Raw genomic sequence first — 24850 nt, 5'->3', positions numbered from 1 at the left:
CGGAGACCCCTCCCTTCCCTCTGGAGAAAGACATGTCTCTCACCACCCCGTGGCGCAGCCGTGCCCTCACCGCCGCACTGCTCGCGGTCGTCCTGACCGGCAGCGCGGCCTGCGGTGACGACGCGCCGGGTACGAGCGCAGGCGGCTCGATAAAGATCGGCCTGCTCGCGTCCCTGTCCGGGACGTACCAGGCCGTCGGTACGGAGATCCGCGACGGTTTCCAGCTCTACCTCGACACCCACGACGGCAAGCTCGGCGGCCGACAGGTCGACCTGGTCGTCGCGGACGAGGGCAACGGCGCCCAGACCGCGGTGCCGGCGGCGACCAAACTCCTCAAACAGGACCGGGTGTCCGCCCTCACCGGCATCGTCGGCGGCGGCTCGGTCGCCGGGGTCGTCCCCCTGCTGGAGGAGACCAAGGTGCCTCTCGTCGGCTCCAACGGGCGGCCGGAACTCAAGGACGTCTCCCGCGTCTGGCACACCTCGTACCTGTCGGACGAGCCCGGAGCGGCGATCGCCCAACACGTCCGGGACAACGTGAAGGGCTCGGTGTACGCGATCGGCCCGGACTACCAGGGCGGCTGGGACGAGCTGCGGGGGTTCACCGACGCCTTCGGCAAGATTGGCGGGAAGCTCGCGAACGCCGACGGCAAGACGACCTTCACCCCGTTCCCGGCGACCACCAACTTCACGCCGTACTTCGCCCGCATCAAGGCCTCCGGCGCGGCGGCCGTCTTCACGTTCTACGCCGGCAGCGCCGCCGTCGACTTCGTCAAGCAGTACGCGCAGTCCGAGATCAAGGACATCCCGTTGTACGCGGCCGGGTTCCTCACCGAGGGCGGTGTGCTCAACGCGCAGGGTGACGCGGCCCGGGGCATCTACTCGGTGCTCAACTACTCTCCCGACCTCGACAACGCCGAGAACCGCGCCTTCGTGGCGGCGTGGAAGGCCAAGCACGACGGTTCGCCGACGACCTACGCGCTCGCCTCGTACGACGCGGCGGCGGTGCTGGACCGGGCGATCGGCGCCGCCGGGAACGACCCGACCCCGGAGGCCATCAACACGGCCATCGGCCAACTCGGCCAGATCGCCAGCCCGCGCGGCACCTGGCAGTTCTCCACCAGCACGCACTCACCGGTGCAGAAGTGGTATCTGCGGCAGGTCCGCCAGGACGGCCGGGCGCTGTCCAACACCGTCGTGGGTGACCTCGCGACCGTCGGCCGGTGATGGCGGTGGCGGCCGGCACGAACCGGATCGACCCGTACCTGATACCGGCGCTGGACGGAGTCGCCTACGGGCTGCTCGTGTTCGTCGCCGCGGCGGGCCTGGTCTTCTGTTTCGGCGTCGCCAACATCCTCAACCTGGCGCACGGCATGCTCTACGCGATCGGCGGTTACACCGCCGCGGCGCTGCTGGACGGCGGCTGGGCAAGCCTGGCGTTGGCGTTGGGGGTCGGTGTGCTGGCCGCCGCCGCGGCGGGGGTGCTCCTCGCCGGCCTGCTCGCGCCGGTCGCCGCCGGCAACCACCTGGGTCAGGCGCTGCTGACGTTCGGCGTGGCGTTGGCCGGCGGCAGCCTGCTCGTCGCCGGCTTCGGCCCCGACGACCCACAGGTCGAGGTGCCCGCCGCCCTGGAGGGCTCGGTGGTGGTCGCCGGTCACCGCTACGCCGCGTACCGGCTGGTCTTCATCGTCGTCGCCGCGGTGATCGCCGCCGCCCTCTACCTCGTGGTGCGGCGCACCAGGGCGGGGATGCTGGTCCGCGCGGCCGTCGACGACGCGGAGATGGTCGCCTGTCTGGGTGTGAGCCCGGCGCGGATCCGCGCCGGCGTGCTCGCCGCCGCCGGTGCGCTGGCCGGCGCGGCCGGGGTCCTGGGCGCGCCCATCATCGGGCCCGGCACGGACACCGCCGACACCGTGCTGCTGTTGTCCCTGGTCGTCGTCGTCCTCGGCGGCCTCGGGTCCATGGGAGGCACCCTGCTGGCCGCGCTCGCGATCGGCGAGATCCAGACGCTGGGGGTGGCGCTGCTGCCGTCCGCCGCGCCGTTCCTGCTGTTCGCCGCCATGGCCGCGGTGCTGGCCGTGCGCGCACGCGGCCTGGCCAGCAGGTGGAGGACGACGTGAGGCACGAGGTCCTCCGGCGGACACGAGGCGCGGTCGCCGCACTGGTGCTGGCCGGCCTGGTCGTGGCGCCCTGGGTGGTCGACGACTACACCACGGCCATCCTCGCCCGGACGCTGGCGCTGGCCCTGGTGGGGGTGAGCGTGGCCCTGCTCACCGGTGTCGCCGGCCTGCCGACCCTCGGCCAGACCGCGCCGTACGCCGCAGGTGCCTACGCGTGCGCCGTGGTCGGCAGCCGGGTATCCGACGTCGGCGTCGTGCAGCTCGCCGTCGCGGCGGGCGCCGGGGCGGTGCTGGCCGCGCTCACCGTGCCGCTGGTCGTGCACGCCCGAGGAGTGGTCGTCCTGATGATCACGCTGGCGATCGGCGAACTCGCCGTCGTCGTCCTCGGCCGGTGGCGGTCGGTGACCGGTGGCACGGACGGGTTGGCCGGCATCGCCGCGGTCCGTCCCTTCTGGGGGCTCCCGACCCTCGCCAACGACCAGTCCCGCTACCTGTACGCCCTGGTCGTCACTGCCACACTGGTCGGCGCGGTGCTGTTGCTGCTGCGTACCCGGGCCGGGCTGCTGCTGCGGGCGGGCCGCGACGACGAGGCGCGACTGCGGGCCAGCGGGCACCGGGTGCCCCTGTACCTGTCCAGCGCGCACATCGCCGCCGGGGCGATCGCCGGTGCCGCCGGCTCGCTCCTGGTCGTCGCCCAGCAGTACATCTCCCCCGCAGACTTCGGCTTCGACACGTCCGCGCTGCTGCTCCTCGGTGTCGTCATCGGTGGCACCGCCTCGGTGGGGGGCGCTCTGGTCGGCGCGGCGCTGGTCATCGCCGCCCGGGACTGGTTGTTCGGTCTGCTGCCGGGGCATGCGCCACTGGTGCTGGGCCTGCTGTTCGTGGCCACGGTCTACCTGCTGCCCACCGGCGTGAACCGGGCCCGGAACCGGCTACGCCCGCCGGAGGCCCCGTCACACCGGCCAGCCGCTCCCGAGCAGGCCGCTGTCCCGGAGCTGCGCCGATGAGCGGCCTGCTCGACGCCCAGGGTGTCACCGTGCGGTACGGCTCGCTCGCCGCGCTCGACAACGTGGACCTGTGCGTCCACGACGGCCAGCGACACGCGTTGATCGGCCCGAACGGCGCCGGCAAGACGACGCTGCTCAACGTGATCGGCGGGTCCACGAGACCGCAGCGCGGCACGGTGAGCTTCGACGGGCGCGACGTCGGCCGGTGGGGACCGGCGGCCCGCGCCCGACGGGGCATCAACCGCATCCACCAACGGCCCGCGGTCTTCCCGACGTTGACCGCGACGGAGAACATCGTGGTCGCGGCGTTGCCGCGGGTCATTCCACGGCGCAGATGGTGGCCCGGCGGACGTCGCCGCATCGCGTACCACAGGGCGGGCACGCTGTTGGACCAGATGGGCCTCGTCGACGTCGCGGCGGTGCCCGCCGGACACCTCGCACACGGGCAACGACGTCAGTTGGAGATCGCGATGGCCCTTGCCGGTCGCCCCCGCCTGCTACTCCTCGACGAACCGGCCGCCGGACTGTCCGCCATCGAGGTCGGCCGCCTGGCCGAGGTGCTGCGGACGCTGCCCAGGGCGGTCGCCCTGCTCCTGGTCGAACATCGACTGGACCTGGTGTACGCCCTCTCCGACACGGTCACCGTGCTGCGCGACGGTCGAACCCTGGCCGCCGGCACGCCGGACGAGATCCGAACCTCGCCGCTGGTGCGGCAGGCCTACGCCGACGGGGTGGCCTGATGCTGTCAGTGGATCGCCTGTGCGCCGGCTACGCCGGAGGGACCGTGCTGCACGAGGTCAGCCTGCGGGTACGCCCCGGCAGCATCCAGGCCGTGGTGGGCCGCAACGGCGCGGGCAAGAGCACGCTCGTGCACACGATCGCCGGGCTGGTGCGCGCCTCCAGCGGTCGCATCGAGATCGGCGGGGTGCACCTCGCCGGCCGGCAGCCGCACCGCATCGCCCAGTCCGGCGTCGGTCTCGTCCCGCAGGGCCGACGGGTCTTCTCCCGGTTGACGGTGGCCGAGCACCTGCACCTGGCGGCCGCGCCGTGGCGGGCCCCCGCCGCCGGCGGTGAGGGCTGGACGGTGGCCCGGACCCTCGACCTGCTGCCGAGGTTGGCGGCCCGGCTGCGACACCGCGGCTGCGAACTGTCCGGCGGTGAGCAGCAGATGCTCGCCATCGCCCGGGCGCTGCTCGGCCAACCACGGGTGCTGCTCCTCGACGAGCCGTGTGAGGGCCTGTCGCCCGACCTGGCGGCGCGGGTTCGCGAACTCGTCAACGGCCTCGCCGCCGACGGCTTGACCGTGCTGCTCGTGGAACAGCAACTCCAACACGCGATGGAGATCGCGGACCGGGTGGCGGTGCTGGAGTACGGCCGGGTGGTCTACGACCGACCGACGGTCGAGGCCCGCGTCGACCCCACCCCGCTGGCGGCGATGTTGAGCGTCGCCGCCGCCCCCATGCCGCCGCCACCGAACCGGTCGGCCCCTCGGCTCTGGGCCGACACCCCCACGTCACCCGACCCCTCGGAGAGGTAGACACCGATGGCAACCGCTACGAGCGATGGCACGTACACCTTCGACAACGGCCAACCGGAAGCTGTTCCCCAGATGCACGCCCTGGAATCCTTCCTGGACCCGATCACGACGCGCCGACTCGCCCGCCCGGTGCTGCGACAGGGTGCTACCTGCTGGGAGGTCGGGGCGGGTGGCGGTTCGATGGCCCGGCGCATCGCCCGCGCCGTCGGCGACGACGGGTCCGTAGTCGCCACCGACATCGACCCCACGCACCTGGTGGCCGAGGGCAACCTGCACGTACGCCGACACGACGTCCGGACCGAACCGCCACCGGGGGACGCGTACGACCTGATCCACGCCCGGCTGCTGTTGCTACACCTCCCCGATCGACGGCGGGTCCTGCGTACGCTGACCGGCGCGTTGGCTCCCGGTGGGTGGCTGGTGGTCGAGGAGTTCGACTGCACCGCGACGCCACGGGTGCTGACCGCGCCGAGTGACGACGCCGCGAAGCTCTTCGGGCAGGTGATGGACGCCATGATGGGAGTCCTGGAGGACCACGGCGCCGACCTGGGCTGGGCGCAGGACGTGCACACCGAGATGGCCCTCGCCGGCCTGACCGAGCTGGACACCATCACCCACTCGCAGAGCTGGGCCGGCGGTTCGACCGGAACGTCGCTCTACGAGACGAACTCCCGCCAGTTGGAGCCGGACCTGCTCGCGGCCGGGTTGTCGCCGAACCAACTGAACGCCTTCCGGCGGCTGGTCCGGGACCCCGGGTTCGCCGTCATGTCGTACCACTTCGTCTCCACGCGGGGCCGTCTGCCGGAGTGAACAGGTAGACCACCGCGTGGAGAGCGGTCGCGCCGTCCGTAGCTCCCGCCGCAGCACGCCCCCCGCTGAGCCGGACAGCTCTACGGAGGCGTCGACCGCACCGGCCGGGTTCCTGACCAGGAGCCCGGCCGGTCTGTGCGCGAGCCGTTCCCGGCCGGCGTCTGTCAGGGCTAGATCATGCGGCGTCGTACCCGCCAGATGACCACTCCGATCAGGACCGCCGCGACGGCGACGAACAGGGTCGCCTCGATGAGCTGGAACGTCCAGAACCGGTCGGCCGGGTGGTAGACCCCGAACTGCTGGACGCCCCGCGCGTGCAGGAACTGGTTGAGGTTGGTGCCGGCCCGGTTGGCGGCGTCCTCCAGCTCGTAGTATTCGGTCGAGCTCAGCCTGCGCCCGGTGGCGTCCGCGTAGCCGTGTTCGATCACCCAGTCAGCGACGCCGGACACGGGCCGGTGCCCCGCCTGGTCCGTCGAACCGCCGACGGGGACCGGCTCCATGACGGTGAGCGGCGTGGCGTACGCGGGACGGGCCAGCAGCGCCACCGACATCCGGGCGGCGAGGAACGCCCCGAACGCGACGCCGAACGCGGGCAGGCTGCGCCGCAGGATCGCCCCGGCGGCGGTGGCGACGCCGAAGGCGAACAGCGCGTACGCCACCGGAACAAGTCCCTCCAGGTCGAAGGCGTCGTACTGGAACCGCCCTTCCCACACGTCGAATGGCTGACGGAACCAGGTGAGCACCGCGGTGAACATCGCGGTGAGCGCGACGGTGACGCCGGCCAGCGCCGCGAGTTTGGCCGCCAGCCAGCGCATCCGCGGCACCGCCTGCGTCCAGGCGAGCTGCCAGGTGCCGTCCTCCAGTTCGCGGGCGAGCAGCGGCGCACCGAGGAACGCGCCGATGACGACGGGGACCAGATAGAAGGCCGCCAGGAGATTCTCGACGTTCCCGTACTCCTCGTCGAGCCGGCGGAAGGAGGCCACGCAGTCCTCGGTGATGCCGGCCGCTCCCGCACACCGGGCGGGACCGCCGGGGAACAGGTCGTGGGCCTGTGTCCCGAGCACGAGCAGGGCGATGCCGAACAGGCCGACAAGCAGACCCAGGACGCAGACCTCGGTCCGGTGCTGACGCCAGATCAACCACGTCACAACGCCACCTCCGACGTGACGGCGGCGCTCGCCTCGGACGGCCGGCGCAGGTACGCCAGCACCAGGTCCTCCAGCGCGACCGGCTGGGCCTGCCAACCGGGCGCGGCCGGGAGCCCGCCGTCGCGTACCAGCACTGTCGAGTGTCGGTCGCTGTGGACGGCCTCCACGACGGCGGCGGCCCGGTCGAGGTCGGTGGTCGTGCGCGGGCCGACGAGCAGCCGGTGCTCGGCGAGGAGGGTGTCGATGTCACCGGTGAGCGTGACCCGGCCGCGGTTGAGCACGATCAGGTGGTCGCAGACGCGCTCCAGCTCGTGCACGACGTGGGAGGAGAAGAGGACGGTCACCCCGTCTTCGGCCACCGCGCCCATGAGGACCTGAAGGAACTCGTGCCGGGCCAGTGGGTCGAGGCTGGCCACCGGCTCGTCGAGGACAAGCAGGTCCGGTCGCTTCGCCAGGGCCAGCGCCAACGCGACCTGGGCCTGCTGCCCGCCGGAGAGCGTGCCGGCCCTGCGGTCGAGCGGGATCCCCAGCTTCGCCAGCCGGCGCTCGGCGAGCCCCTGGTCGAACCGCAGGTTGCAGGCCCGGCCGAAGCGGAGCATCTCGGCGACGGTGAAGCGCTTGTAGAGCGGGTGGTCCTGGGCCAGGAACCCGATCCGGGACAGGGTCTGCGGGGTGCTGGCGGTGACGTCGTGGCCGAGGACCTCCACCGTGCCGGTGCTCGGCGCCAGCAACCCGACGACCAGGCGCAGCAGTGTGGTCTTGCCCGCGCCGTTCGGCCCGACCAGGGCGATCACGCCGCCCGTCGGCAGGGTCAGGGTGCAGTCGCGCAGCGCCCAGCCCTTCCGGTACCGCTTGCCCACACCGTCGGTGCGCAGCGCGAAATCGGTCGTTGTCACGCCACGTCCTCATTCCTGGTCTGCTGGTGGACGGACGTGAAGAGCGCGTCGACCGCGTGCTCGTCGAGGCCGGCCGCGTAGGCGCGGCGCAGCCAGGTCGCCAGGCCGCGCCGCAGCGACGTGTACGTCGATGCCGACATCGCGGCCGACTGCTGTTCGTTGACGAACGTGCCCTGGCCGGGCCGGCCGGTGACCAGGTTCTCCTGCTCCATCTGCCGGTACGCCTTGGCGACGGTGTTCGGATTGATCGCCAGGTCCTCGACCACCTCGCGGATGAGTGGGAGGCGGTCACCGGGTTGGAGAAAGCCCAGCAGCACCGCCTGGCGGACCTGCTGGACGAGTTGCAGGTACGGCGGCACGCCGGAGTGGGTGTCGAGCCGGAAGACGAACACGGCAGCTCCTTACTGCTTTCCTAGGGCCACAGTAAAGCAGTAAATCGGTGGTCAAGACAGCCGACGTGCCCCACGACCGTCGCACCGGATCTGGAATCGGGCAACATGCCGCGGTCGGTCAGACCGCCCCGCAGGGAGGACCGGGCTGTCGGTGTGGTTCAGCGTGGGATGGTCTCCTGGCCGGCCAGGACAATCAGGTCGTCAGGGCGGGCGGACAGGGGCCGGTCGCTCCAGCCGCCACGCTCGACCCCTTCACCGACGCGCAGATGGCGGACATCGTCGCCGGGGACGTGCTCGACGGTTCGTTCTGCTGGACAGCCGGGCTCGGGTGGCTGGCCTGGGACGGTTTGAGGCACGTGGGGCACCCGGTCTCTGCACACCTCGGCCACCCCTGGCCCATACGTGTGAACACCCGGGCCACCCCCGGCCGACTGGTCGAAGAAGCCGGGTGAACACCCCCGCTACCGCTGGCCCACTCCTACTACGTCCCACCCACGAACGGAGGAGACGACCATGACCACCACGACCATCGGCTACCTGTTCCCTCACCCGCGCCACGGCGCCATCTCCCTGGTCGTCCCCTGCGAGCCGTGCCGCGCGTTCCACTGGCACGGGGCCGGCACCATCGACCGGCCGCTCCACGCGCCGGGTGACGTGACTGAGCGGCTGTCGCACTGCCCGAACGGTAACGAGTACTCCGACATCCGCATCTCGGCCGACCCGTTCCGCCGGGCGTGGATGACACCGCAGCGCGGCCGGTTCTCCGCCGCGTACCGGCGGCACGTAGATGTGACCCGATGAGCGAGTGGCGCGAGGCTCCGCCGGGGTCGGCCGCGGAATGGCGAATGCCAGCGACCCGGGCTGAGATCGTGGCGGAGCTAGACCTCTGCGAGGTGCCGGTGACGGCCACTCCAGCGCAGGCGTACTGCCGCCTGGAGCTGTCCGGCTCGTGGGTCGCTCGCGGCCCGATGTCCGCCGCGCTGCGCTACCGGCGCGAGCGAGTGTCCGTCCTGTCCGGACGGGGGGACAGGTAGGACAGCCACGGACAACGGACGGCCCGGACAACCGGTGTTATCCACACGGCTGGCCACGTTCGGGAGCGCTCCGATGTCCGCGCTGTCGGGTTGCTGGTTGTCCGCCTGGCCGACACCACCGATACGTCTGGCCCGGACCTAGGTCCGGGCCAGACGTTCTCCCTGTTCAACGCCGATGGGTCCACTGACCTAGGTCGCCGCCCCAGGTCCGGACAGCCCGCGTGTCCGCGCTGTCCGCGTGTCCGCTGTCAGGAGGTTGTCCAGCGCTCGGACACGGCCACGTCCCCCGGGTTGTCCAACCTGTCCGCGTGTCCGTCGCTGTCCGCGTCCAAGGCTCTCCGGCTGTCCACCCGTGCCGGTGAACAGTTCAACCGGAAGGTGCAGCCCTAGGCGATGAACTTGCGGAGTCCGGGCGCAAGCGGCGCTCGCGCCCGGACTCGTCGCGCTACCGCCGGCCCCGGGGAGGCCGCTTGCGCAGCACCACCGCAATCGCCCCGATCGCGGCCAGGGCAATGCCGCTGATGGCGGGAATCGCCACCGGGGCGACGTTGCCCTTCTCCTCCGCGCTACTCAAGACGATGCAGAGCAACGCCCCGATGGACAGCGCTGTCACCAGCAGCAACCCTGCGATCAGGGCGTTCTCCGTGCTGCCAGCTCCCCCGGGCTGGTGCGGCCCGGTACCTCTCGTTACCGTGGTCACTTGGTCTCGTTCTCCCTCAGAGATGGTCCTTGCCTCGGACATGAGCGGACGTGACCGTTCAAGGCGGCCCCGGGGATGCCAGTCCCCGGGAGTCCGCCGCCTTGACCTGGCGGACCAGGCTGGCTACTTCCGTTGGAGCAATGTAGCTAGCGGACCGGACAGCGAACCCACCACCGAGCGTTCGGCGGCCCTCTCTCCCGCGCTCGGTTGGACTGTAATGGCACCTCCCCCCGCTACCGTCCCGCCCCGCACGCGCCAACGCGGCGCAGCCAAAGGGCAAATGCACATCAGTGCGACAGCTTCCGGAGCGCCGCTGTGGATAAGCATGTGGACGCTGTCTGATGGATCGGTGGTTTCGCCGCCCGTCTCCCACCATCAGAACGAACGCGGTACACGAACGTTTCTTGCGCAGCAGTGCGGTGTCCTTGTGTTCCACCTCGGGCGCGTAGCGCAGGCAGCGCACCTCCCGAGGCGGTCCGCGAACCGTGTCCGCCCCCTCACCGCCCGGGTATGTCAGGCGGTCTGTATCACCTCAGCGAACATGTCGAAGTCCCCGGAAAAACCTCCCCGGAACCGATGCTAGAAACCGCAGCAGTAGTCGATCTTCTCGGCGACCCCACCCGCGCCCGCGCTTCGGCTGCGCCCACGATCCGGCCAACGTGATGTACATGCCGGGCCACTTGCGGACCAGCCCCAGCTCCGGCGCAGGCTACTCGGCCTGGACGTCCCCGCCGCGCTGGTGATCCAGCACGAGCAAGGCGTGATCGCGTGAGCCCGCTCGCCCGGCCGGACGTGACCGGTGCCGCACTCGGTCGGTGCCGCATCCACCGCCGGCCACTGCTGGCCGAGCAGCCCGCCGTCCTCGCGGAGCAGATCGCCACCGACCGGCTTGCTCGGGACTCCGGCACACCTGGCCCGCTGCCGCTCCCCCAGCCGTCGCGCCGACATGGCTACTGCTCGGACTGCGTGGCCTCCCTGGCCGCTGCGGCGGTGGTCTACCTGAACGGAGACGACCAGTGACGCCCGAGGAGGAGTGGCAGGCCAGCCAGGCGCGACGGGCGGCAGAGGCAGCCCGGTGGGAGGAATCCACCCGCCGCAAGCTGGACGCCAACCGCGCCGCGCTGGCCACGAGGCAGGCATGGCAACCGGCCGAGATCGCCGAGATTCAGCACCGGTTCCGCGTGGCCATGATGGGCGGCGGATCGCTGCTCCCGACGAACGGGGACGACCAGTGAGCATCTACCCGACCGACACGCGCGTGAGATACGCCCCCGACCGTGGCGTGTGGGCCATGACCACGCCGCAGGGGCAGACGACATCCTCACCGCGATGATGGTCTACGCCGAGCGCGCCGGGCACCGGGTTGCACCTGCGGTCGGCAGCCGTCCGGCGACCACTTCGCCGGTCTCCAGACCTCCGAGCCGCGAGCGCACCGGATCGGGTCGCAGGGCGCCACGGTGCTCTACGGGCACGGGCCGGTCGGTTTCAGCGGCCCCGACGCGGTGGAGGCCAACGCGCAGCACTGCCCGCACGACAACCGGGAAGGCGAGGAACGGGCGCGGGTCAGCGACCTCCGCAGGTACGGCGCTGCGTACGCGACTTTGGCCGAGGCGCAGGAGTTAAGCGATCTCCGCGAGGCCCTTAGCGGTGTAGAAGGCGCACTAAAGGATCAGGACCACATCGGGGTCGGAGCGCACGCGCGGTACGTCTCGGAAGCCCTGGAGAGGATTGCCAAGCGCTAACGGCACCAAGACGAGCGGCCCGGACCCACTAACTCCGGGCCGTTTCAGCGTGCGTCCGGGTCCGCGTCTCGTGCTTGGTGTGGCCGGTGCTCGGTGATCCACGCTTCCACGTCTTCCACCAACCACACCGCTCCCCCGGCCAGGCGATCGAACGGCTCCGGGAAGTCTGGCCGGCTGGTGATCTGCACGACGCGGGCGCGGGACACCTGGAGGCGTTCCTGTAGCTCGGCGCTGCCGTACAGCCTGCGGACCATGGACCGGACGCTATGCGGACCCGACAGTGTCACATGTGATAGCTGTCAGACTTGACACTGTCGGGTGCGACAGGGCACGGTTCCCTAGAGGGCTCGTACGGACGGCAACCAGCCAGGGCCTTTCGGTGAGCGGTCCGGGTTCCTGATCAGGGATCGGTGCCCGGATCTGCCCGTTTCTGGGAGGTGGAGCCGTGGCCATGGACGACGGACCCGTGACGCCAGCGCTGGTCATCTGGACGGCGCAACGGGTGATTGCCCAGCATCACGAGCCACCGAGTGAGCACCGGGCCACCGGTGGCTGCGGGCAGTGCCAGGGCGACCGGCGCGAGATGTTGACGTGGGCGCGGGGCACGCTCCGGGAGCACCGCAGGTGATCGAGCGGGAGTTGCCCCGGTCGGTGTGGGTGCCGATGGTGGCCCGGCAGACCATCGCGGAGCACCAGGCCGGCAGCGCGTGTCGGCGCTGTCGGCCGGACGGGTGCACCGAGCTGCGGTGGGCGCGCGACCGGTTGAAGGCGTACCGGGTGGCCGGGAACCGGTCGCAGCGGTACTGACACCGGACAGTCATCGGCCCCACCCCTTACATGGGGGTGGGGCCGATTCCTTCTCCCACGTCTCTAACGGTGTGTCGCCACCGTGACCAGACTGCACGGACCCGCACGACCTGACCGACCGGTCCGCGCGCGGGCAGGGGAAGGTCAGGTGGTCACTTCGGGACGTTGAAGCGCAGGTGCGTGACGTGCGGTGACTCGATCACCGCGGTGCGCACGAGTTCGATGTGGTCGGTGCCCAGATCGTCGAACGGGCGCGTGCCGGTGCCGAGGAACACCGGTACGAGTTGGAGGTGGATGTCGTCCACCAGCCCGGCCTTGACGAACTGTCGTGCGGTGGTGGGCCCACCCATGATGAGGACGTTGCGGTCGCCCGCCGCGTGACGCGCCTGGCGCAGCGCGCTGTGCAGGCCGTCGGTGACGAACGTGAAGGTGGCGCTCTTCATCGTCAACGGTTCGCGCGGCTCATGGGTCACCACGAAGCACGGCACCGGGAACGGGGTGTCCTCCCACAGGTCCACACCAACATCGAACGTCCGCTTGCCGACGACCACGGCGCCCGTCGTCGCATGGACCTCTCGCGCCTGTGCGGCGTCGACGCCGACCGGGGTGACCCCGTCCGCCGCCACGGCACGGTCCCCGTCAGCCCGGAACAGCCACTCGTGCAACCGCTCGCCGCCGGCGCCCATCGGTTGTTCCCTGGTGACGTCAGGTCCGGCGGCGAAGCCGTCCAACGACACGCTCATGCTCAACAGAACGCGGCCCATCGCGTCCTCCTCGTCGTTCGGGTCCGTCAGAAGAACGGTCAGCGGGAGTATGACGTGACTCGATGGTGCTGAGGGGGCACCGCCGTGATCCACTCGATATCGGGGAGGTTGGGGTATCCGGGCGGCTCGGACACCCCCATTTCGGGGAACGCGAGTGGATCAAGCTGGATACCGGCCTCCGGGACCAGAGGCGGCGAGTCGGCGACCGTGTCAGCCGGTGTCGGTCGCGTGTCGGGGCGGTGTCAGCGGGCCCGCGCATGCTGTACGCATGACAGCTGACCTGGTGATCGAGGCCGAGGGCCTCGTCAAGACCTTCGGGAAGACGAGGGCGCTGCAGGGCGTGGACCTCGCGGTTCCCCGGGGCACGGTGCTCGGGGTGCTCGGCCCCAACGGCGCCGGCAAGACCACCGCCGTACGCATCCTCTCCACCCTGCTGACCCCGGACGGCGGGACCGCCCGGATCGGCGGTTTCGACGTGGTACGGGACGCCGAGCGCGTTCGGCAGAGCATCGGACTGACCGGCCAGTACGCCTCGGTCGACGAGGACCTGACCGGGCGACAGAACCTGGAGCTGTTCGGCACCCTGCTGGAGCTGGGGCGTTCCGGCGCCCGGCGGCGGGCCGCCGAGCTGCTCGACTGGTTCGACCTGACCGACGCCGCGAACCGGCCGGCCAAGACCTACTCCGGCGGCATGCGGCGACGGCTCGACCTGGCCGCCAGTCTCGTCGGCTCCCCCGACGTGATCTTCCTGGACGAGCCGACGACCGGGCTCGACCCGGCCAAGCGCGAGGACATGTGGGACGTGGTCCGCTCGCTGGTGGGCAACGGCTCAACGGTGCTGCTCACCACGCAGTACCTGGAGGAGGCCGACGCGCTCGCCGACGCGATCACGGTGATCGACCACGGCCGGGTGATCGCGCACGACACACCCGAAGGGCTCAAGCGGGTGGTCGGCGGGCAGACCCTGGAGGTCCGGCCGTCCGACCCGGCGCACCTGCCCCGGACGGCGGAGATCCTGACCCAGGTCGGCTCCGGCGCGCCGGCCGACGAGATCCGCAAGGGCGTCCTCGCGGTGCCGGTCACCGACGACGCGGCCCTGACCGAGAGCGTCGCGCGCCTCGCCACGGCCGGCATCGCGGTCACCGAACTGTCCCTGCACCTGCCGAGCCTCGACGAGGTGTTCTTCACCCTCACCGGGCGTACGGCGTCCGACGACGACACCACCCGCCCCACGGAGGTCGCGGCATGAGCACTCTGACCGACGCACCACCCACCCGGAACAAGGCACTGTCGACGATCACCGCGCACCCGCGACCGTTCCGACTGGTCCGGCACTCGTTGGCGCTGGCCAAGCGCAGCCTCATCAAGACCTGGCGTACGCCCGAGGCGCTCATCGACGTCACGTTGCAGCCGGTGCTGTTCCTCGTCATCTTCGTGTACGTCTTCGGCGGCGCGGTCGCCGGATCGACCCACGACTACCTGCAGTTCCTGCTGCCCGGCATCCTGGCGCAGACCATCGCGACAGGTGCCATCGCGATCGGCGTCAACCTCAACACCGACATCTCCAAGGGCATCTTCGACAGGTTCCGGTCGTTGCCGATCCCCCGCTCCGCACCACTTGTCGGCGCGGTCCTCGGCGACGTCGTCCGGTACGTGATCGTCACGGTGTCGACCCTCGCGATCGGCTACGTGATGGGTTTCCGGATCGAGACCGACCTGTTCCGGGCCATCGCCGGGTGTCTGCTCGCGGTGCTGTTCGCGCTCTGCCTGAGCTGGCTGCCGGTGCTCGTGTCGATGAAGGTGCGCACGGCGGGTGCCGTGCAGGGCGTCATGTTCGCGCTGATCATGCCGCTGAGCTTCGCGTCCAACGTCTTCGTCGGCGCCGACACCCTGCCCGGCTGGATGCGGGCGTTCGTGGACGTCAACCCGATGACCCACCTGGTGGCGTCGGTCCGGGGTCTGTTCCTCGGCACCCCGCTCGGCTCGCACGTGTGGTGGACACTCGCCTGGTGCGCCGGCTTCGTGGTGCTGTTCATGCCACTGGCGCTGCGCGCATACCGGAAGAAGATCTAGGCCCTAGGCGAGCAGGTCGCTCATCAGCTCGCGGATCCGGGCGGCCGCGGCGGCGACCGGTCGGCCGCGCCACGCGACCAGCAACGACTCGCGCCGCTCCTCGTCAGCGAGGGCGGCGTCGAGTCGTTCGGCCTGCCCGGGCGGGAAGAACATCCCGACGTGGGTGCCGACCCGCGTGGCGAGCGTGAACAGCTCCCGCGCGGTCTCGTCGTCACCGCGGTACGCCGCGAGTTCGGCGCCGCCCTGCGCCCACGCGCCGATGATGGGCAGGTCCTTCGAGGAGAGCGCGTCTTCCCGGGCGAGGGTCAACAGGGTGACCGCGTGCGCGTCGGGGTTCTCCCCCGGCATCGGCCGCGCCTGCGCCACCCGCAGGTCGAGGACGGCCACGGCGACGCGCAGCATGGCTTGCGGCTGTGGCTGTGGGCTCGTCCAGCCGCGCAGGATCCGGGTGACCCGGGCGCCGCACGCGCGGGCCTCGTCGTACTGCTGACGCTGCCAGGCCAGGTGGGCCAACCCGAGGCAGGCGACGGCGGCGTCCACCGCCTCGCCGTCACCCGGGGCGGCCATCTCCGCCAGGCGTCGTTCGGCCTCGCCGTCACCGGTCAGGGCGAGCTGCACGTCCAGACGCACCCGGATCGACCGGGCGTCCTGGGCGGCACCGATCATCTCCATGTGGTGGACGCTGCGCGCCAGCCACTCGGCCGACCCGGTGTCCCCGGTGGGATTGAGGAACTGCCCGACGGCACCCGCCGCCATCGCCATGCCCCAGTGGTCACCGGCGATCGCGAAGCGGTGGTAGGCCTGCTCGGCATCGGTGACCGACGCCTCGGGCATGCCGCCGTTCTCCCGAGCCGCGGCGCGGGCGAACAGGCCGAGTGCCTGCACGTGCGGGTCGGGGTGCGCGACCAGTTCGTCAGCGGCCTTCATGCTGCGATCCACGTCGGAGGCGTCGAACTCGGGCAGCGCCGACGCGAGCGCTGTCAACCGGGACGAGACCTCGTCGGGTCGCTCGGCGAGGAGCGTGCGCAGTGCCCGCCGGGCGAGCACCGCGAGCCGGAGTTCACCGCTGATGCCGGAGTTCACCCCGGTCAGCAGGCACAGCCAGGCGAGCCGGTCGGCGTCGGGTAGTGGTCGCCCGGCACCACGACCGTGCAGGATCGCCGAGTGGCGTCGCCGGACCGGGTCGGAGACACCCATCATCCCGCGCGCCCACCCGAGGACCTCCAGGTGAAGGCCGCGCACCGTCCAGAGGTGGAACAGCGCCGTCGCGACGTCGACAGTGGCCGGCTCGTCGTCCTCGGCGAGCGCCCAGCGCAGGGCGGCGAGCAGGTTGTCCTGCTCGGCGGCGCAGCTGCGCAGCGCCTCGACCTGGCCGGGGCCGACGAAGCGGCCGGCGAGCGCGACGGCCCGCTCCCGGGCCCACGCGACCAGCCCGGTCATGGCCGCCGCCCGGGCACCGACCGCGTCGAGCCGGGCTTCGCCGTACTCACGGACCGTTTCGAGCATTCGGTAACGCGGCGGGCCGTCGCCCTCGACCAGGGTCAACAGGGACTGTTCGACGAGTGTCGCCAGGCCGCGACGGACGTCCGGGGTCTGCGCGACGGCGGCGGCGAGGTCCGCGGTGAAGGGCGCGGGGATGACCGCGACCCGTTGCAGAAGGTCGCGGTCGTCCTCAGTGAGGAGTTCCCTGCTCCAGTCGACGAGCGCCCACAGGCTCGCGTGGCGCTCCGGCAGGCCGCGCAGGGCGTCGTCGAGCAGCGCGAACCGATCGGTCAGCCCGGCGAGCACGTCGTCGATCGGCATGTGTCGCAGTCGTGCCGCGGCCAACTCGAGGGCCAGGGGCAGGTTGTCGAGCCGGTGGCAGAGGGCCAGCGCCCGGGCGGTGTCCCAGGTGGGCACCGCGCCGCCGGCCCGGGCCCGCGATTCGAGGACGGCGAGCGCGTCGGCGTCGGGCAGCACGGTCAGCCGGTGCACCAGTTCGCCGGCCAGGCCCAGCGGGGCCCGGCTCGTGGCGAGTACCGCGGCCTCTGGGGACGCCACAGCGACCAGGTCCGCCACGACGGTGGCCACCGCGTCGAGGACGTGCTCGCAGTTGTCCAGCACCAGCAACCCGTCGAGGTCGGGCGCGACGGCGCGAAGGCGTTCCTCGGGGCTGAGCACCCGCCGTTCCAGGCCGAGATTGCCACCTGTCGACGAGGTGTCCGCACCCCCGAGGGCCGCGAGCACAGTGGGCAGCACCTCGTCGGGTGAGCGCAGGCCGGCGAGTTCGATCACGCGTACCGACTGCCCGGCCGCCGCCGTGCGCCGCGCCACCTCGGCGGCGAGGCGGGTCTTGCCCGCGCCGCCGGATGCCACGATCGTCACCACCGCCGCGTCGGCGAGTGCCTCCGCCACGGCCTCGACGTCCCGTTCCCGGCCGACGATGGCGGTCATCGGCCGCCGCCAGGCGGTCGGCAGGGCGATCCGCGCCGGTTGCCGGGGTGTCTCCACGACGGCCGGGGTGGTCAGCTCGCCGCGCAACAGCGCCAGGTGGACCTGTGTGATCACCGGAGACGGGTCGGTGCCGTACCGGTCGGCCAGCTCGGCCCGGAGTCGTTCGACCACCTCCAGCGCCTCCGCCTCCCTTCCCTGGGCGGCGAGGATCCGGACGAGCAGTGCGGCCGAGGGCTCGTCCGGCGGCGTACGGGCGACGAGCCGGCTCAGGTCGGCCTCGTCGAACGAGCCCACACCGGCTAGTGCCGCCTGCGCGCGAAGCGCGGCGACATCGGCGAACAGGCGGGTGTCCTCGGCGCTGACCAGCTCGGGCACCTCGGGGAAGAGGGCGCGCGCCTGGTCGGCGAGGCTGCGGGCGGCCGACAGCTCGCCGGTGTCGAAGGCGGTCCGCGCCCGGTCGACGAGCGCCCGCGCCTCGACCGCGTCGACGGTGACCTCCTCGGCGGGCAGCCGGTATCCGCCGGGCACCGCGACCACGGACAGCCCGAGGCGGCGCACTCGGGACACGAGTGCCTGCACGGCACCCGTCGCGTCGTCGGGTGGGGCGCCGTCCCACACGGCGTCCACGAGCAGGCTCGTGGAGACCGCCCGACCCCGCGCGTCGACGAGCGCGCGGACCACCGCCGCGAGACGTTCACCCCGAACGGGCTGACCGTCGACTGCCAACGGACCGAGGGTGGTGATCTGCACGGACCCAGCATCCCCCACGCGCGCGAGCCCGCGACGACCGCCGGTCCATCCCCGGTGACCTGACCCGTTGGCCGACTTGACACGCCGGCATTTCGTTAGGTTAGCCTAACCTCATGCAGAACGAGTTGGCGTCGGCCAACGGCGAGCGCAGCCTGGCCGGCGTCGACCTCCGTCTGGGCTACCACGGTGTGCCGGTAGTGCACGGCGCCATGATCAACCTCCGCGCCGGCGCCGTGACCGCCCTCGTCGGGCCCAACGGCAGCGGCAAGTCCACCCTCCTGCGGGCCCTGGCCCGCCTACACCCGATCGAGTCCGGTCTGGTCCACCTCGCCGACGGCGTCGCGGCCGCCAGCCTCCCGTCCCGTGAGTTCGCCCGGCGGGTCACCCTGCTCGCCCAGAGCCGTCCGGTGCCCAGTGGGGTCACCGTCCACGATGTCGTCGGTTACGGCCGGCACCCCTACCGGGGGCGCTGGCGCACCGAGGATCCGGACGGTCCCGCCGCCATCGCCCGCGCCATGGACGTCACCGGCGTCGCCGCGATGGCCGAGCGTCCGGTCGACGAACTCTCCGGCGGCGAGTTGCAGCGGGTGTGGCTGGCCACCTGCCTGGCCCAGGACACTCCGGTGCTGCTCCTCGACGAGCCCACCACCTTCCTCGACCTGCGCTACCAGGTGGAGATCCTGGACCTGGTCCGGGACCTCGCCGACGACCACGGCGTCGCCGTCGGCGTCGTCCTGCACGACCTCAACCAGGCCGCCGCCGTGGCGGACGACGTGGTCCTGCTGCACCAGGGCAGGGTCCGCGCCACCGGCACCCCGGCCACCGTGTTCACCGAGGAAGCCCTCACCGAGACCTACGGAATCCGCATCGAGGTGACCACCGATCCGATCAGCGGACTGGTCACCACCCGTCCCGTCGGGCGGCACGCGGTCCGCGCCCTGGTCTGAAACACACCCTCATCCCCAGCAGAGAAAGACCGTCATGACCCGTACCCGTTTCACAGCCCTCATCGCCGTCGTGGCCGCCCTGACACTCGGCGCCTGCGGCACCACCGAGAAGGCCGCCACCCCCGAGACCTCCGCCTCGGCGGCCGGCGGGCCGGTCACCATCACCGACAGCCGCGGCAAGGAGATCACCCTCAAGGCCCCGGCGACAAAGGTCGTCGGGCTCGAGTGGGGCGAGGTCGAGATGCTGGTCAGCCTGGGCGTCATGCCCGTCGGTGTGGCCGACCCGAAGGGCTACGGCACCTGGGTCACCTCCGCGAAGCTCGACCCGAGCGTCAAGGACGTCGGCGCTCGTGGCGAACCCAGCGTCGACTCGATCGTCGCCCTCCAGCCCGACCTCGTCGTCATGGAGGACGACCGGGGCGGCGCCATCGTCAGTCAGCTGGAGAAGTTCGTCCCCGTCGTGGTCGCCAAGGGCAGTGACGCCACCGACAACCTCGGCCGGATGCGCGCGGACCTCACCATGATCGCGAAGGCCGTCGGCAGGACCGCGCAGGCGGAGAAGCTGCTCGCCGACTTCGACACGGCCATCGCCGACGGCAAGAAGAAGATCGCCGACGCCGGGGCTGCCGGTCGGCCGTTCGCCATCGCCGACGGCTGGAAGGAGGGCAGCACCGTCAGCATTCGGATGTTCGGCACTGGCGCGCTCGTCTCCCAGATCGGCATCCAGCTCGGCCTCACCAACGCCTGGACCGGCAAGACCGATGAGGTGTGGGGTCTCGGCCAGACCGACGTCGAGGGCATGACCGTGCTCAAGGACCCGAACGTGCACCTCTTCTACAACGCCTCCGACGGCGACGACGTGTTCGCCGACGGGCTCGCCGGCAACGCCATCTGGAAGTCGCTGCCCTTCGTGCAGAAGGGCAACCTGCACAAGATGCCCAACGGCATCTGGACCTTCGGTGGGCCGCTCTCCGGCAAGCAGTACATCGACGAACTCGTCAAGACGTACGCGGTGTGAGCGTGCTGGACGCACCCCCACGTCCGGAGCCGGCCACCCGGTCGGCTCCGGGCGGGCGCCTGGCCGTACCCCGCGTCGCCGGGGTCTTCGTCGCGGCGCTCCTGCTGCTGCTCGTGGTCGGCGCGGTGCACCTCACCCAGGGCACCTCGAACGTCGGGGCCCTCGACCTGCTCCGGCTCGTGACCGGCGGCGACGACGAGGCGGCCCGCGTCCTGGTCGCCTCCCGGCTGCCTCGGCTGCTCGTCGGGCTGGCCATCGGCGTGGCGCTCGGGTTCGCCGGCGCGGCGTTGCAGTCGATCGCCCGCAACCCGCTCGCCTCCCCCGACACGCTCGCGGTCAACGCGGGCGCCCACCTGGCGATCGTCGCCGTCGCCGCGTTCGGCATCTCGTTGCCGGCGCTGCCCTCCGGCGGCCTCGCCTTCTGCGGCGGGCTGGCCGCGGCCGGCCTGGTGATGGCGATGTCCTCCGGTGGGCAGGCCGGCACGACCCGGCTGATCCTCGCCGGGTCGGCGACGGCGCTGGCGCTCGGGTCGGTGACCACCCTGCTGCTGCTCCTCTTCGAGCAGGCCACCATCGGTCTGTTCGCCTGGGGCAACGGCTCGCTGGTGCAGAGCGACCTGACCGCGCTGACCCAACTCGCCCCGGTGATCGTCGGCGCAGCCCTCGTGCTCGTGCTGCTCGGACACCGCCTCGACATCCTCGCCCTCGGCGACGACACCGCCACCGTGCTCGGTCTCGACGTACGGCGTACCCGGCTCACCGTCATGGTGCTGGCCGTGCTGCTCTCCGCCGCGGCGGTCACCCTCACCGGCCCGGTCGGCTTCGTCGGCCTGTGCGCGCCGGTGATCGTCCGGCTGCTCGCCCCCGTGGTGCCGGGGGTGCACCGGCACCGCGTCCTGCTGCCGTTGTCCGGCATCGCCGGGGTCATCATCGTGCTCGGCTCCGACGTGCTGCTCCGTGCCGCGATGGGCGGGCAGGCCGGCGTCGACATTCCGACCGGCGTGGTCACCACCCTGTTCGGCGCGGCGATCCTCATCTGGCTGGCCCGCCGCCACCGTGACGCGGGCCCCACCCGCCGGCCGCCCGGCGGGCACGCGGCCGTCCGCTCCGCCGCCTTCCACCGCGGCGTCGTCGCCGTCACCGCCGTCGTGACCATCTCCGCCGTGACGGTCGGCATGCTCGTCGGCGACACGTGGGTGCTGCTCGGGGATGTCGTCAACTGGATCAACGGCAGCACCGGGCCCGCGTACACCTTCGTGCTGGACCAGCGGTGGCCGCGCGTCGCCGCGGCGGTCCTGGCCGGCGCGGCGCTCGCGGTCGCCGGCACCACGGTGCAGGCGGTCTGCCGCAACCCGCTGGCCGAACCCGGCATCCTCGGCATCACCGCCGGCGCCGGGCTCGGGGCGGTCTCCCTGCTCACCTTCGTGCCGTTGGCCGGCGTGTGGGCCGTCTCCGGCGTCGCCGGGCTCGGCGCGATGGCGGCGTTCGCCCTGGTCTACGGCCTGGCCTGGCGCGGCGGGCTGAGCTCCGACCGGCTGGTGCTGATCGGCTTCGGCGCCTGGCAGGGCGGCATGGCAGTGATCACCTTCCTGGTCGTCGCCTTCGACCCGTGGAACACCGGGAAGGCGTTGACCTGGCTCTCCGGCTCCACCTACGGCCGGATGCCGACCCAGGTGCTGCCGGTGCTGATCGCCCTGCTCGTGCTCACCCCGGCAGTGGTCGCCGCCCGTCGCGAACTCGACCTGATGGCGTTGGACGACGACACCCCCCGGGTGCTCGGCGTCCGCCTGGAACGCACCCGGTTGGTGGCGCTCGGGGCGGCGGCGCTGCTCACCTCCACAGCGGTCTCGGCCGTCGGCGTCATCGGCTTCGTCGGCCTGGTCGCCCCGCACGCCGCGCGAGCTCTGGTGGGCGGGCGGCACTCCCGGGTGCTCCCGGTGGCCGCCCTGCTCGGCGCCGCGCTCGTCAGCATCGCCGACACCCTCGGCCGGACGATCATCGCCCCGGCCCAGGTCCCCGCCGGCCTGGTCACCGCCATGATCGGCACCCCGTACTTCGTCTGGCTGCTGTGGCGCTCCCGCGCCGTCACGAACAACCCCCGCTAGCTGCCGAGCCGAGAGAGGCACCATGACCGAGACCCTGCCCATCGCCCCCTGGCGCGTGTTCACCGTCACCGTCGCGGCGCTACGCCGGCTCAGCCCGTCCTTCGTCCGGGTGACCTTCACCGGCGTCGACCTCGACCGCTTCGCGGACAACGGGTACGACCAGCGGATCAAGCTGGTGCTGCCGGTGCCCGGTCAACACGGTGTGAACCTCACCGGCGGCGCGGACTGGTACGCGGCCTGGCGGGCCCTGCCGGAGCACCTGCGCAACCCGATCCGCACCTACACGGTGCGGGCGGTCCGGCCCCACCTGGCCGAGGTCGACGTCGACCTGGTGCTGCACGGCGATGGTGGTCCGGCGACGCGCTGGGCACGGCGCGCGAGCGTCGGCGACGAGATCGCCCTCGTCGGTCCGGACACGGGATACGACGGCAGCCACGGCGGTATCGAGTTCCGGCCGTCGACCGGGAGCTGCCTGCTGCTGGCCGGGGACGAAACCGCCGTGCCGGCGATCGCCGGCATCTGCGAGCGGCTCCCCCTCGACACCCGGGGCACCGTCCTGCTGGAGGTGCCCGACGCCGACGACGTGTTGCCGCTGGTCACACCCCCGGGCATCGAGGTCCGCTGGCTTCCTCGGGGCCTCGACGCACACGGCAGCCGGCTGGTGCCCGCGGTCGCCGCCGCAGCGGAGGAACTGCTGCTTCCTGGCCCGTCCGGGACCGGGCAACCCGTCGCCGACCTGGACACGGACACCGAGATCCTGTGGGAGGTCCCCGAGGAGGTGGCCGCGGCACCCCTGTACGCGTGGTTGGCCGGGGAGGCGGGCGTGATCCGCACCCTGCGGCGGCACCTGGTCTCAGAGCGAGGGCTGGACCGACGGGCGGTGGCCTTCATGGGTTACTGGCGTCTCGGGCACGCCGACCCCGCCTGACCGCCGCGAGCCGCGCCGCCGGCCGGGGCAGCCGCGCCGCCGCACGGGCGGGCCGAGGGCCGGGGCAGCCGTGAGGTGCGTCGGTGGCCGCGCGGTGCGTACAGTTTCGGGTCGGACTTGGGGCGAGCCGGGGTGACCCGGCACGGGATACGGGACGAGACGACGACGCATGACGGTGGACAACATTACCGAAAACGGTCAAGAAGGCATTGACCGAGAACGGCTGGAGACCTGCCTCAGCGTCTTCGAGGCGTTGGAGGCGCTGCCGTCGGACCACCCGGACGTGGTGCGGGTGCAGCGGGCCACCGCCCGGCTCTACAAGGTGGTCAAGCAACGGCGACGAGAGGAACGGCGGGACGCCATCCTCGCCGCCGACCGAGCGGTGACGGAGGCCACCGCCACCGGCGCTCCCGGAAGGATCGACGACGAGACCCAGGGCATCCCGCTCGCGTCGTCGGTCGCGGGCGAGACGGCGGGCTTCCTGCACAACCCGCGCGGTTGCTACGTCTGCAAGCAGCGCTATCACCAGGTGGACGCCTTCTACCACCAGCTCTGCCCGTCCTGCGCGGCGCTCAACCGGCAGCGCCGCGACGCCCGTACCGACCTGACCGGTCGGCGCGCGCTCCTCACCGGCGGCCGAGCGAAGATCGGCATGTACATCGCGCTGCGGCTGCTGCGCGACGGCGCCCACACGACGGTGACCACGCGGTTCCCGCACGACGCGGTACGCCGGTTCGCCGCGATGCCGGACAGCGCCGACTGGCTGCACCGCCTGCGCATCGTCGGGATCGACCTGCGTGACCCGGCCCAGGTGATCGCCCTCGCCGACTCGGTGAGCAGTCAGGGTCCCCTGGACATCCTGATCAACAACGCGGCACAGACCGTCCGCCGCTCCCCCGGGGCGTACGCGCAGCTGGTCGCCGCGGAGGCCGCGGCCCTGCCGGACGGCCCACTGCCGGAGTTGATCACCTTTGCCAAGCCGGGTGGGCAGGACGCCCCGGCGGGCGCCCTCACCGCCGGGCTCACCCCGCACGCGCTCACCGCGTTGGCGCTCACCAGCGGTTCCGCCTCGCCGGAGCGGATCGCGGCGTCCACGGCCATCGACGCCGGGGGTCTCGTACCGGATCTCGACTCGGTCAACAGCTGGGTCCAGCGGGTGCAGGAGGTCGACCCGGTCGAGCTGCTCGAAGTGCAGCTGTGCAACGTCACCGCGCCGTTCGTGCTGGTCAGCAGGCTACGCCCGGCGATGGCCGCCGCGCCGGCCCGCCGCAAGTACGTGGTGAACGTGTCGGCGATGGAGGGCCAGTTCGGCCGTGGCTACAAGGGGCCGGGGCACCCGCACACCAACATGGCCAAGGCCGCGCTGAACATGCTGACCCGCACCAGCGCCGAGGAGATGCTGACCGACGGCATCCTGATGACCAGCGTCGACACCGGCTGGATCACCGACGAGCGGCCGCACCCGACGAAGATGCGCCTGGCCGACGAGGGCTTCCACGCCCCGCTGGACCTGGTCGACGGCGCCGCCCGGGTGTACGACCCGATCGTCCGTGGCGAGCAGGGCGAGGACCTGTACGGCTGTTTCCTGAAGGACTACGCGCCCTGCGCCTGGTGACCGCCCGCAACAGAGCTGGTGATCA

At 71.9% G+C, this 24850-nt stretch carries 25 protein-coding genes; 18 read left to right on the top strand and 7 right to left on the bottom strand.

The genetic code is table 11. The features are described from left to right. Positions 1-32 precede the first annotated feature (32 nt). From O3438_RS02840 to O3438_RS02815, 6 genes are read left to right on the top strand one after another with little or no spacing between them, the layout of a single operon-like run. On the top strand, positions 33-1226 hold the full coding sequence (locus O3438_RS02840) for an ABC transporter substrate-binding protein (RefSeq protein ID WP_269678428.1): 1194 nt from the start codon (positions 33-35) through the stop codon (positions 1224-1226). Further along, positions 1226-2119 (top strand): branched-chain amino acid ABC transporter permease, encoded by an 894-nt coding sequence (locus O3438_RS02835; protein WP_269683550.1) that lies wholly within the window; start codon positions 1226-1228, stop codon positions 2117-2119. The genes O3438_RS02840 and O3438_RS02835 overlap by 1 nt, the downstream gene beginning before the upstream one ends. Continuing rightward, entirely contained in the window at positions 2116-3126 is a 1011-nt protein-coding gene (locus O3438_RS02830) for a branched-chain amino acid ABC transporter permease (protein ID WP_269678427.1), read from the top strand. Before O3438_RS02835 ends, O3438_RS02830 begins: the two co-directional genes overlap by 4 nt. Then, entirely contained in the window at positions 3123-3866 is a 744-nt protein-coding gene (locus O3438_RS02825) for an ABC transporter ATP-binding protein (RefSeq protein WP_269678426.1), read from the top strand. Before O3438_RS02830 ends, O3438_RS02825 begins: the two co-directional genes overlap by 4 nt. Continuing rightward, entirely contained in the window at positions 3866-4663 is a 798-nt protein-coding gene (locus O3438_RS02820) for an ABC transporter ATP-binding protein (RefSeq protein WP_269678425.1), read from the top strand. The genes O3438_RS02825 and O3438_RS02820 overlap by 1 nt, the downstream gene beginning before the upstream one ends. Before the next feature lie 6 nt (positions 4664-4669). Continuing rightward, entirely contained in the window at positions 4670-5473 is an 804-nt protein-coding gene (locus O3438_RS02815) for a class I SAM-dependent methyltransferase (protein ID WP_269678424.1), read from the top strand. A 170-nt stretch (positions 5474-5643) separates the two neighbouring features. Here O3438_RS02815 and O3438_RS02810 read toward each other — a convergent pair whose 3' ends face one another. The 3 genes from O3438_RS02810 to O3438_RS02800 are packed head-to-tail and all read right to left on the bottom strand — an operon-like array spanning position 5644 to position 7909. Further along, positions 5644-6621 carry an ABC transporter permease subunit gene (locus tag O3438_RS02810; RefSeq protein WP_269678423.1) on the bottom strand — a complete coding sequence of 326 codons (978 nt, stop codon included), beginning with the start codon at positions 6619-6621 and terminating at the stop codon, positions 5644-5646. Continuing rightward, the gene (locus tag O3438_RS02805) at positions 6618-7517 is read right to left on the bottom strand and encodes an ABC transporter ATP-binding protein (RefSeq protein ID WP_269678422.1); all 900 of its coding nucleotides are present in this window, start codon (positions 7515-7517) and stop codon (positions 6618-6620) included. Before O3438_RS02805 ends, O3438_RS02810 begins: the two co-directional genes overlap by 4 nt. Beyond that, complete coding sequence (locus tag O3438_RS02800; protein ID WP_269678421.1) at positions 7514-7909, bottom strand: GntR family transcriptional regulator; 396 nt, start codon at positions 7907-7909, stop codon at positions 7514-7516. The genes O3438_RS02805 and O3438_RS02800 overlap by 4 nt, the downstream gene beginning before the upstream one ends. 513 nt (positions 7910-8422) lie before the next feature. Here O3438_RS02800 and O3438_RS02795 point away from each other — a divergent pair. Both O3438_RS02795 and O3438_RS02790 read left to right on the top strand, forming a co-directional pair. Next, positions 8423-8710, top strand: a complete 288-nt coding sequence (locus O3438_RS02795; protein WP_269678420.1) for a hypothetical protein — start codon at positions 8423-8425, stop codon at positions 8708-8710. Positions 8711-8778: 68 nt separating this feature from the next. After that, positions 8779-8943 (top strand): hypothetical protein, encoded by a 165-nt coding sequence (locus tag O3438_RS02790; RefSeq protein ID WP_269678419.1) that lies wholly within the window; start codon positions 8779-8781, stop codon positions 8941-8943. A gap of 445 nt (positions 8944-9388) precedes the next feature. Here the strand turns inward: O3438_RS02790 and O3438_RS02785 are convergent, their stop codons facing one another. Continuing rightward, positions 9389-9643 (bottom strand): hypothetical protein, encoded by a 255-nt coding sequence (locus O3438_RS02785; RefSeq protein WP_088989982.1) that lies wholly within the window; start codon positions 9641-9643, stop codon positions 9389-9391. Between the two features lie 768 nt (positions 9644-10411). Between O3438_RS02785 and O3438_RS02780 the strand changes: the two genes are divergently transcribed. Both O3438_RS02780 and O3438_RS02775 read left to right on the top strand, forming a co-directional pair. Next, entirely contained in the window at positions 10412-10663 is a 252-nt protein-coding gene (locus O3438_RS02780; RefSeq protein WP_088989983.1) for a hypothetical protein, read from the top strand. After that, positions 10660-10878: a hypothetical protein gene (locus O3438_RS02775; protein ID WP_088989984.1), complete on the top strand. Its 219-nt coding sequence runs from the start codon at positions 10660-10662 to the stop codon at positions 10876-10878. The genes O3438_RS02780 and O3438_RS02775 overlap by 4 nt, the downstream gene beginning before the upstream one ends. Before the next feature lie 551 nt (positions 10879-11429). On the opposite strand, the gene O3438_RS02770 is transcribed toward O3438_RS02775, so the two are convergent. Next, the gene (locus O3438_RS02770; RefSeq protein ID WP_088989986.1) at positions 11430-11639 is read right to left on the bottom strand and encodes a helix-turn-helix transcriptional regulator; all 210 of its coding nucleotides are present in this window, start codon (positions 11637-11639) and stop codon (positions 11430-11432) included. Between the two features lie 337 nt (positions 11640-11976). Between O3438_RS02770 and O3438_RS02765 the strand changes: the two genes are divergently transcribed. Further along, complete coding sequence (locus tag O3438_RS02765) at positions 11977-12192, top strand: hypothetical protein (RefSeq protein ID WP_157742581.1); 216 nt, start codon at positions 11977-11979, stop codon at positions 12190-12192. Between the two features lie 152 nt (positions 12193-12344). On the opposite strand, the gene O3438_RS02760 is transcribed toward O3438_RS02765, so the two are convergent. Next, positions 12345-12956 (bottom strand): dihydrofolate reductase family protein, encoded by a 612-nt coding sequence (locus tag O3438_RS02760; protein WP_269678418.1) that lies wholly within the window; start codon positions 12954-12956, stop codon positions 12345-12347. 268 nt (positions 12957-13224) lie between these two features. Here O3438_RS02760 and O3438_RS02755 point away from each other — a divergent pair, with 268 nt between their 5' ends. Both O3438_RS02755 and O3438_RS02750 read left to right on the top strand, forming a co-directional pair. Continuing rightward, entirely contained in the window at positions 13225-14205 is a 981-nt protein-coding gene (locus O3438_RS02755) for an ATP-binding cassette domain-containing protein (RefSeq protein WP_269678417.1), read from the top strand. Then, on the top strand, positions 14202-15029 hold the full coding sequence (locus O3438_RS02750) for an ABC transporter permease (protein ID WP_269678416.1): 828 nt from the start codon (positions 14202-14204) through the stop codon (positions 15027-15029). Before O3438_RS02755 ends, O3438_RS02750 begins: the two co-directional genes overlap by 4 nt. 3 nt (positions 15030-15032) lie before the next feature. On the opposite strand, the gene O3438_RS02745 is transcribed toward O3438_RS02750, so the two are convergent. Next, complete coding sequence (locus O3438_RS02745; RefSeq protein ID WP_269678415.1) at positions 15033-18212, bottom strand: BTAD domain-containing putative transcriptional regulator; 3180 nt, start codon at positions 18210-18212, stop codon at positions 15033-15035. A gap of 113 nt (positions 18213-18325) precedes the next feature. Here O3438_RS02745 and O3438_RS02740 point away from each other — a divergent pair, with 113 nt between their 5' ends. The 5 genes from O3438_RS02740 to O3438_RS02720 all read left to right on the top strand — a co-directional run bounded on the left by O3438_RS02740 (position 18326) and on the right by O3438_RS02720 (position 24825). Next, positions 18326-19159, top strand: a complete 834-nt coding sequence (locus tag O3438_RS02740) for an ABC transporter ATP-binding protein (RefSeq protein ID WP_269678414.1) — start codon at positions 18326-18328, stop codon at positions 19157-19159. 34 nt (positions 19160-19193) lie between these two features. Next, positions 19194-20177 carry an ABC transporter substrate-binding protein gene (locus O3438_RS02735; RefSeq protein WP_269678413.1) on the top strand — a complete coding sequence of 328 codons (984 nt, stop codon included), beginning with the start codon at positions 19194-19196 and terminating at the stop codon, positions 20175-20177. A gap of 5 nt (positions 20178-20182) precedes the next feature. Continuing rightward, positions 20183-22282, top strand: coding sequence for an iron ABC transporter permease (locus O3438_RS02730; RefSeq protein ID WP_269683549.1), 2100 nt, complete (start codon positions 20183-20185; stop codon positions 22280-22282). A 22-nt stretch (positions 22283-22304) separates the two neighbouring features. Continuing rightward, complete coding sequence (locus tag O3438_RS02725) at positions 22305-23210, top strand: siderophore-interacting protein (RefSeq protein WP_269678412.1); 906 nt, start codon at positions 22305-22307, stop codon at positions 23208-23210. 169 nt (positions 23211-23379) lie between these two features. Next, positions 23380-24825 carry an SDR family NAD(P)-dependent oxidoreductase gene (locus O3438_RS02720; RefSeq protein ID WP_269678411.1) on the top strand — a complete coding sequence of 482 codons (1446 nt, stop codon included), beginning with the start codon at positions 23380-23382 and terminating at the stop codon, positions 24823-24825. Positions 24826-24850 lie beyond the last annotated feature (25 nt).

This window comes from Micromonospora sp. WMMC250, from assembly GCF_027460215.1.
Classification (GTDB): Bacteria; Actinomycetota; Actinomycetes; order Mycobacteriales; family Micromonosporaceae; genus Micromonospora; species Micromonospora taraxaci.
The sequence above is the reverse complement of the archived record's forward strand: the minus strand, read 5'-3'. Positions and strand labels throughout refer to the sequence as shown.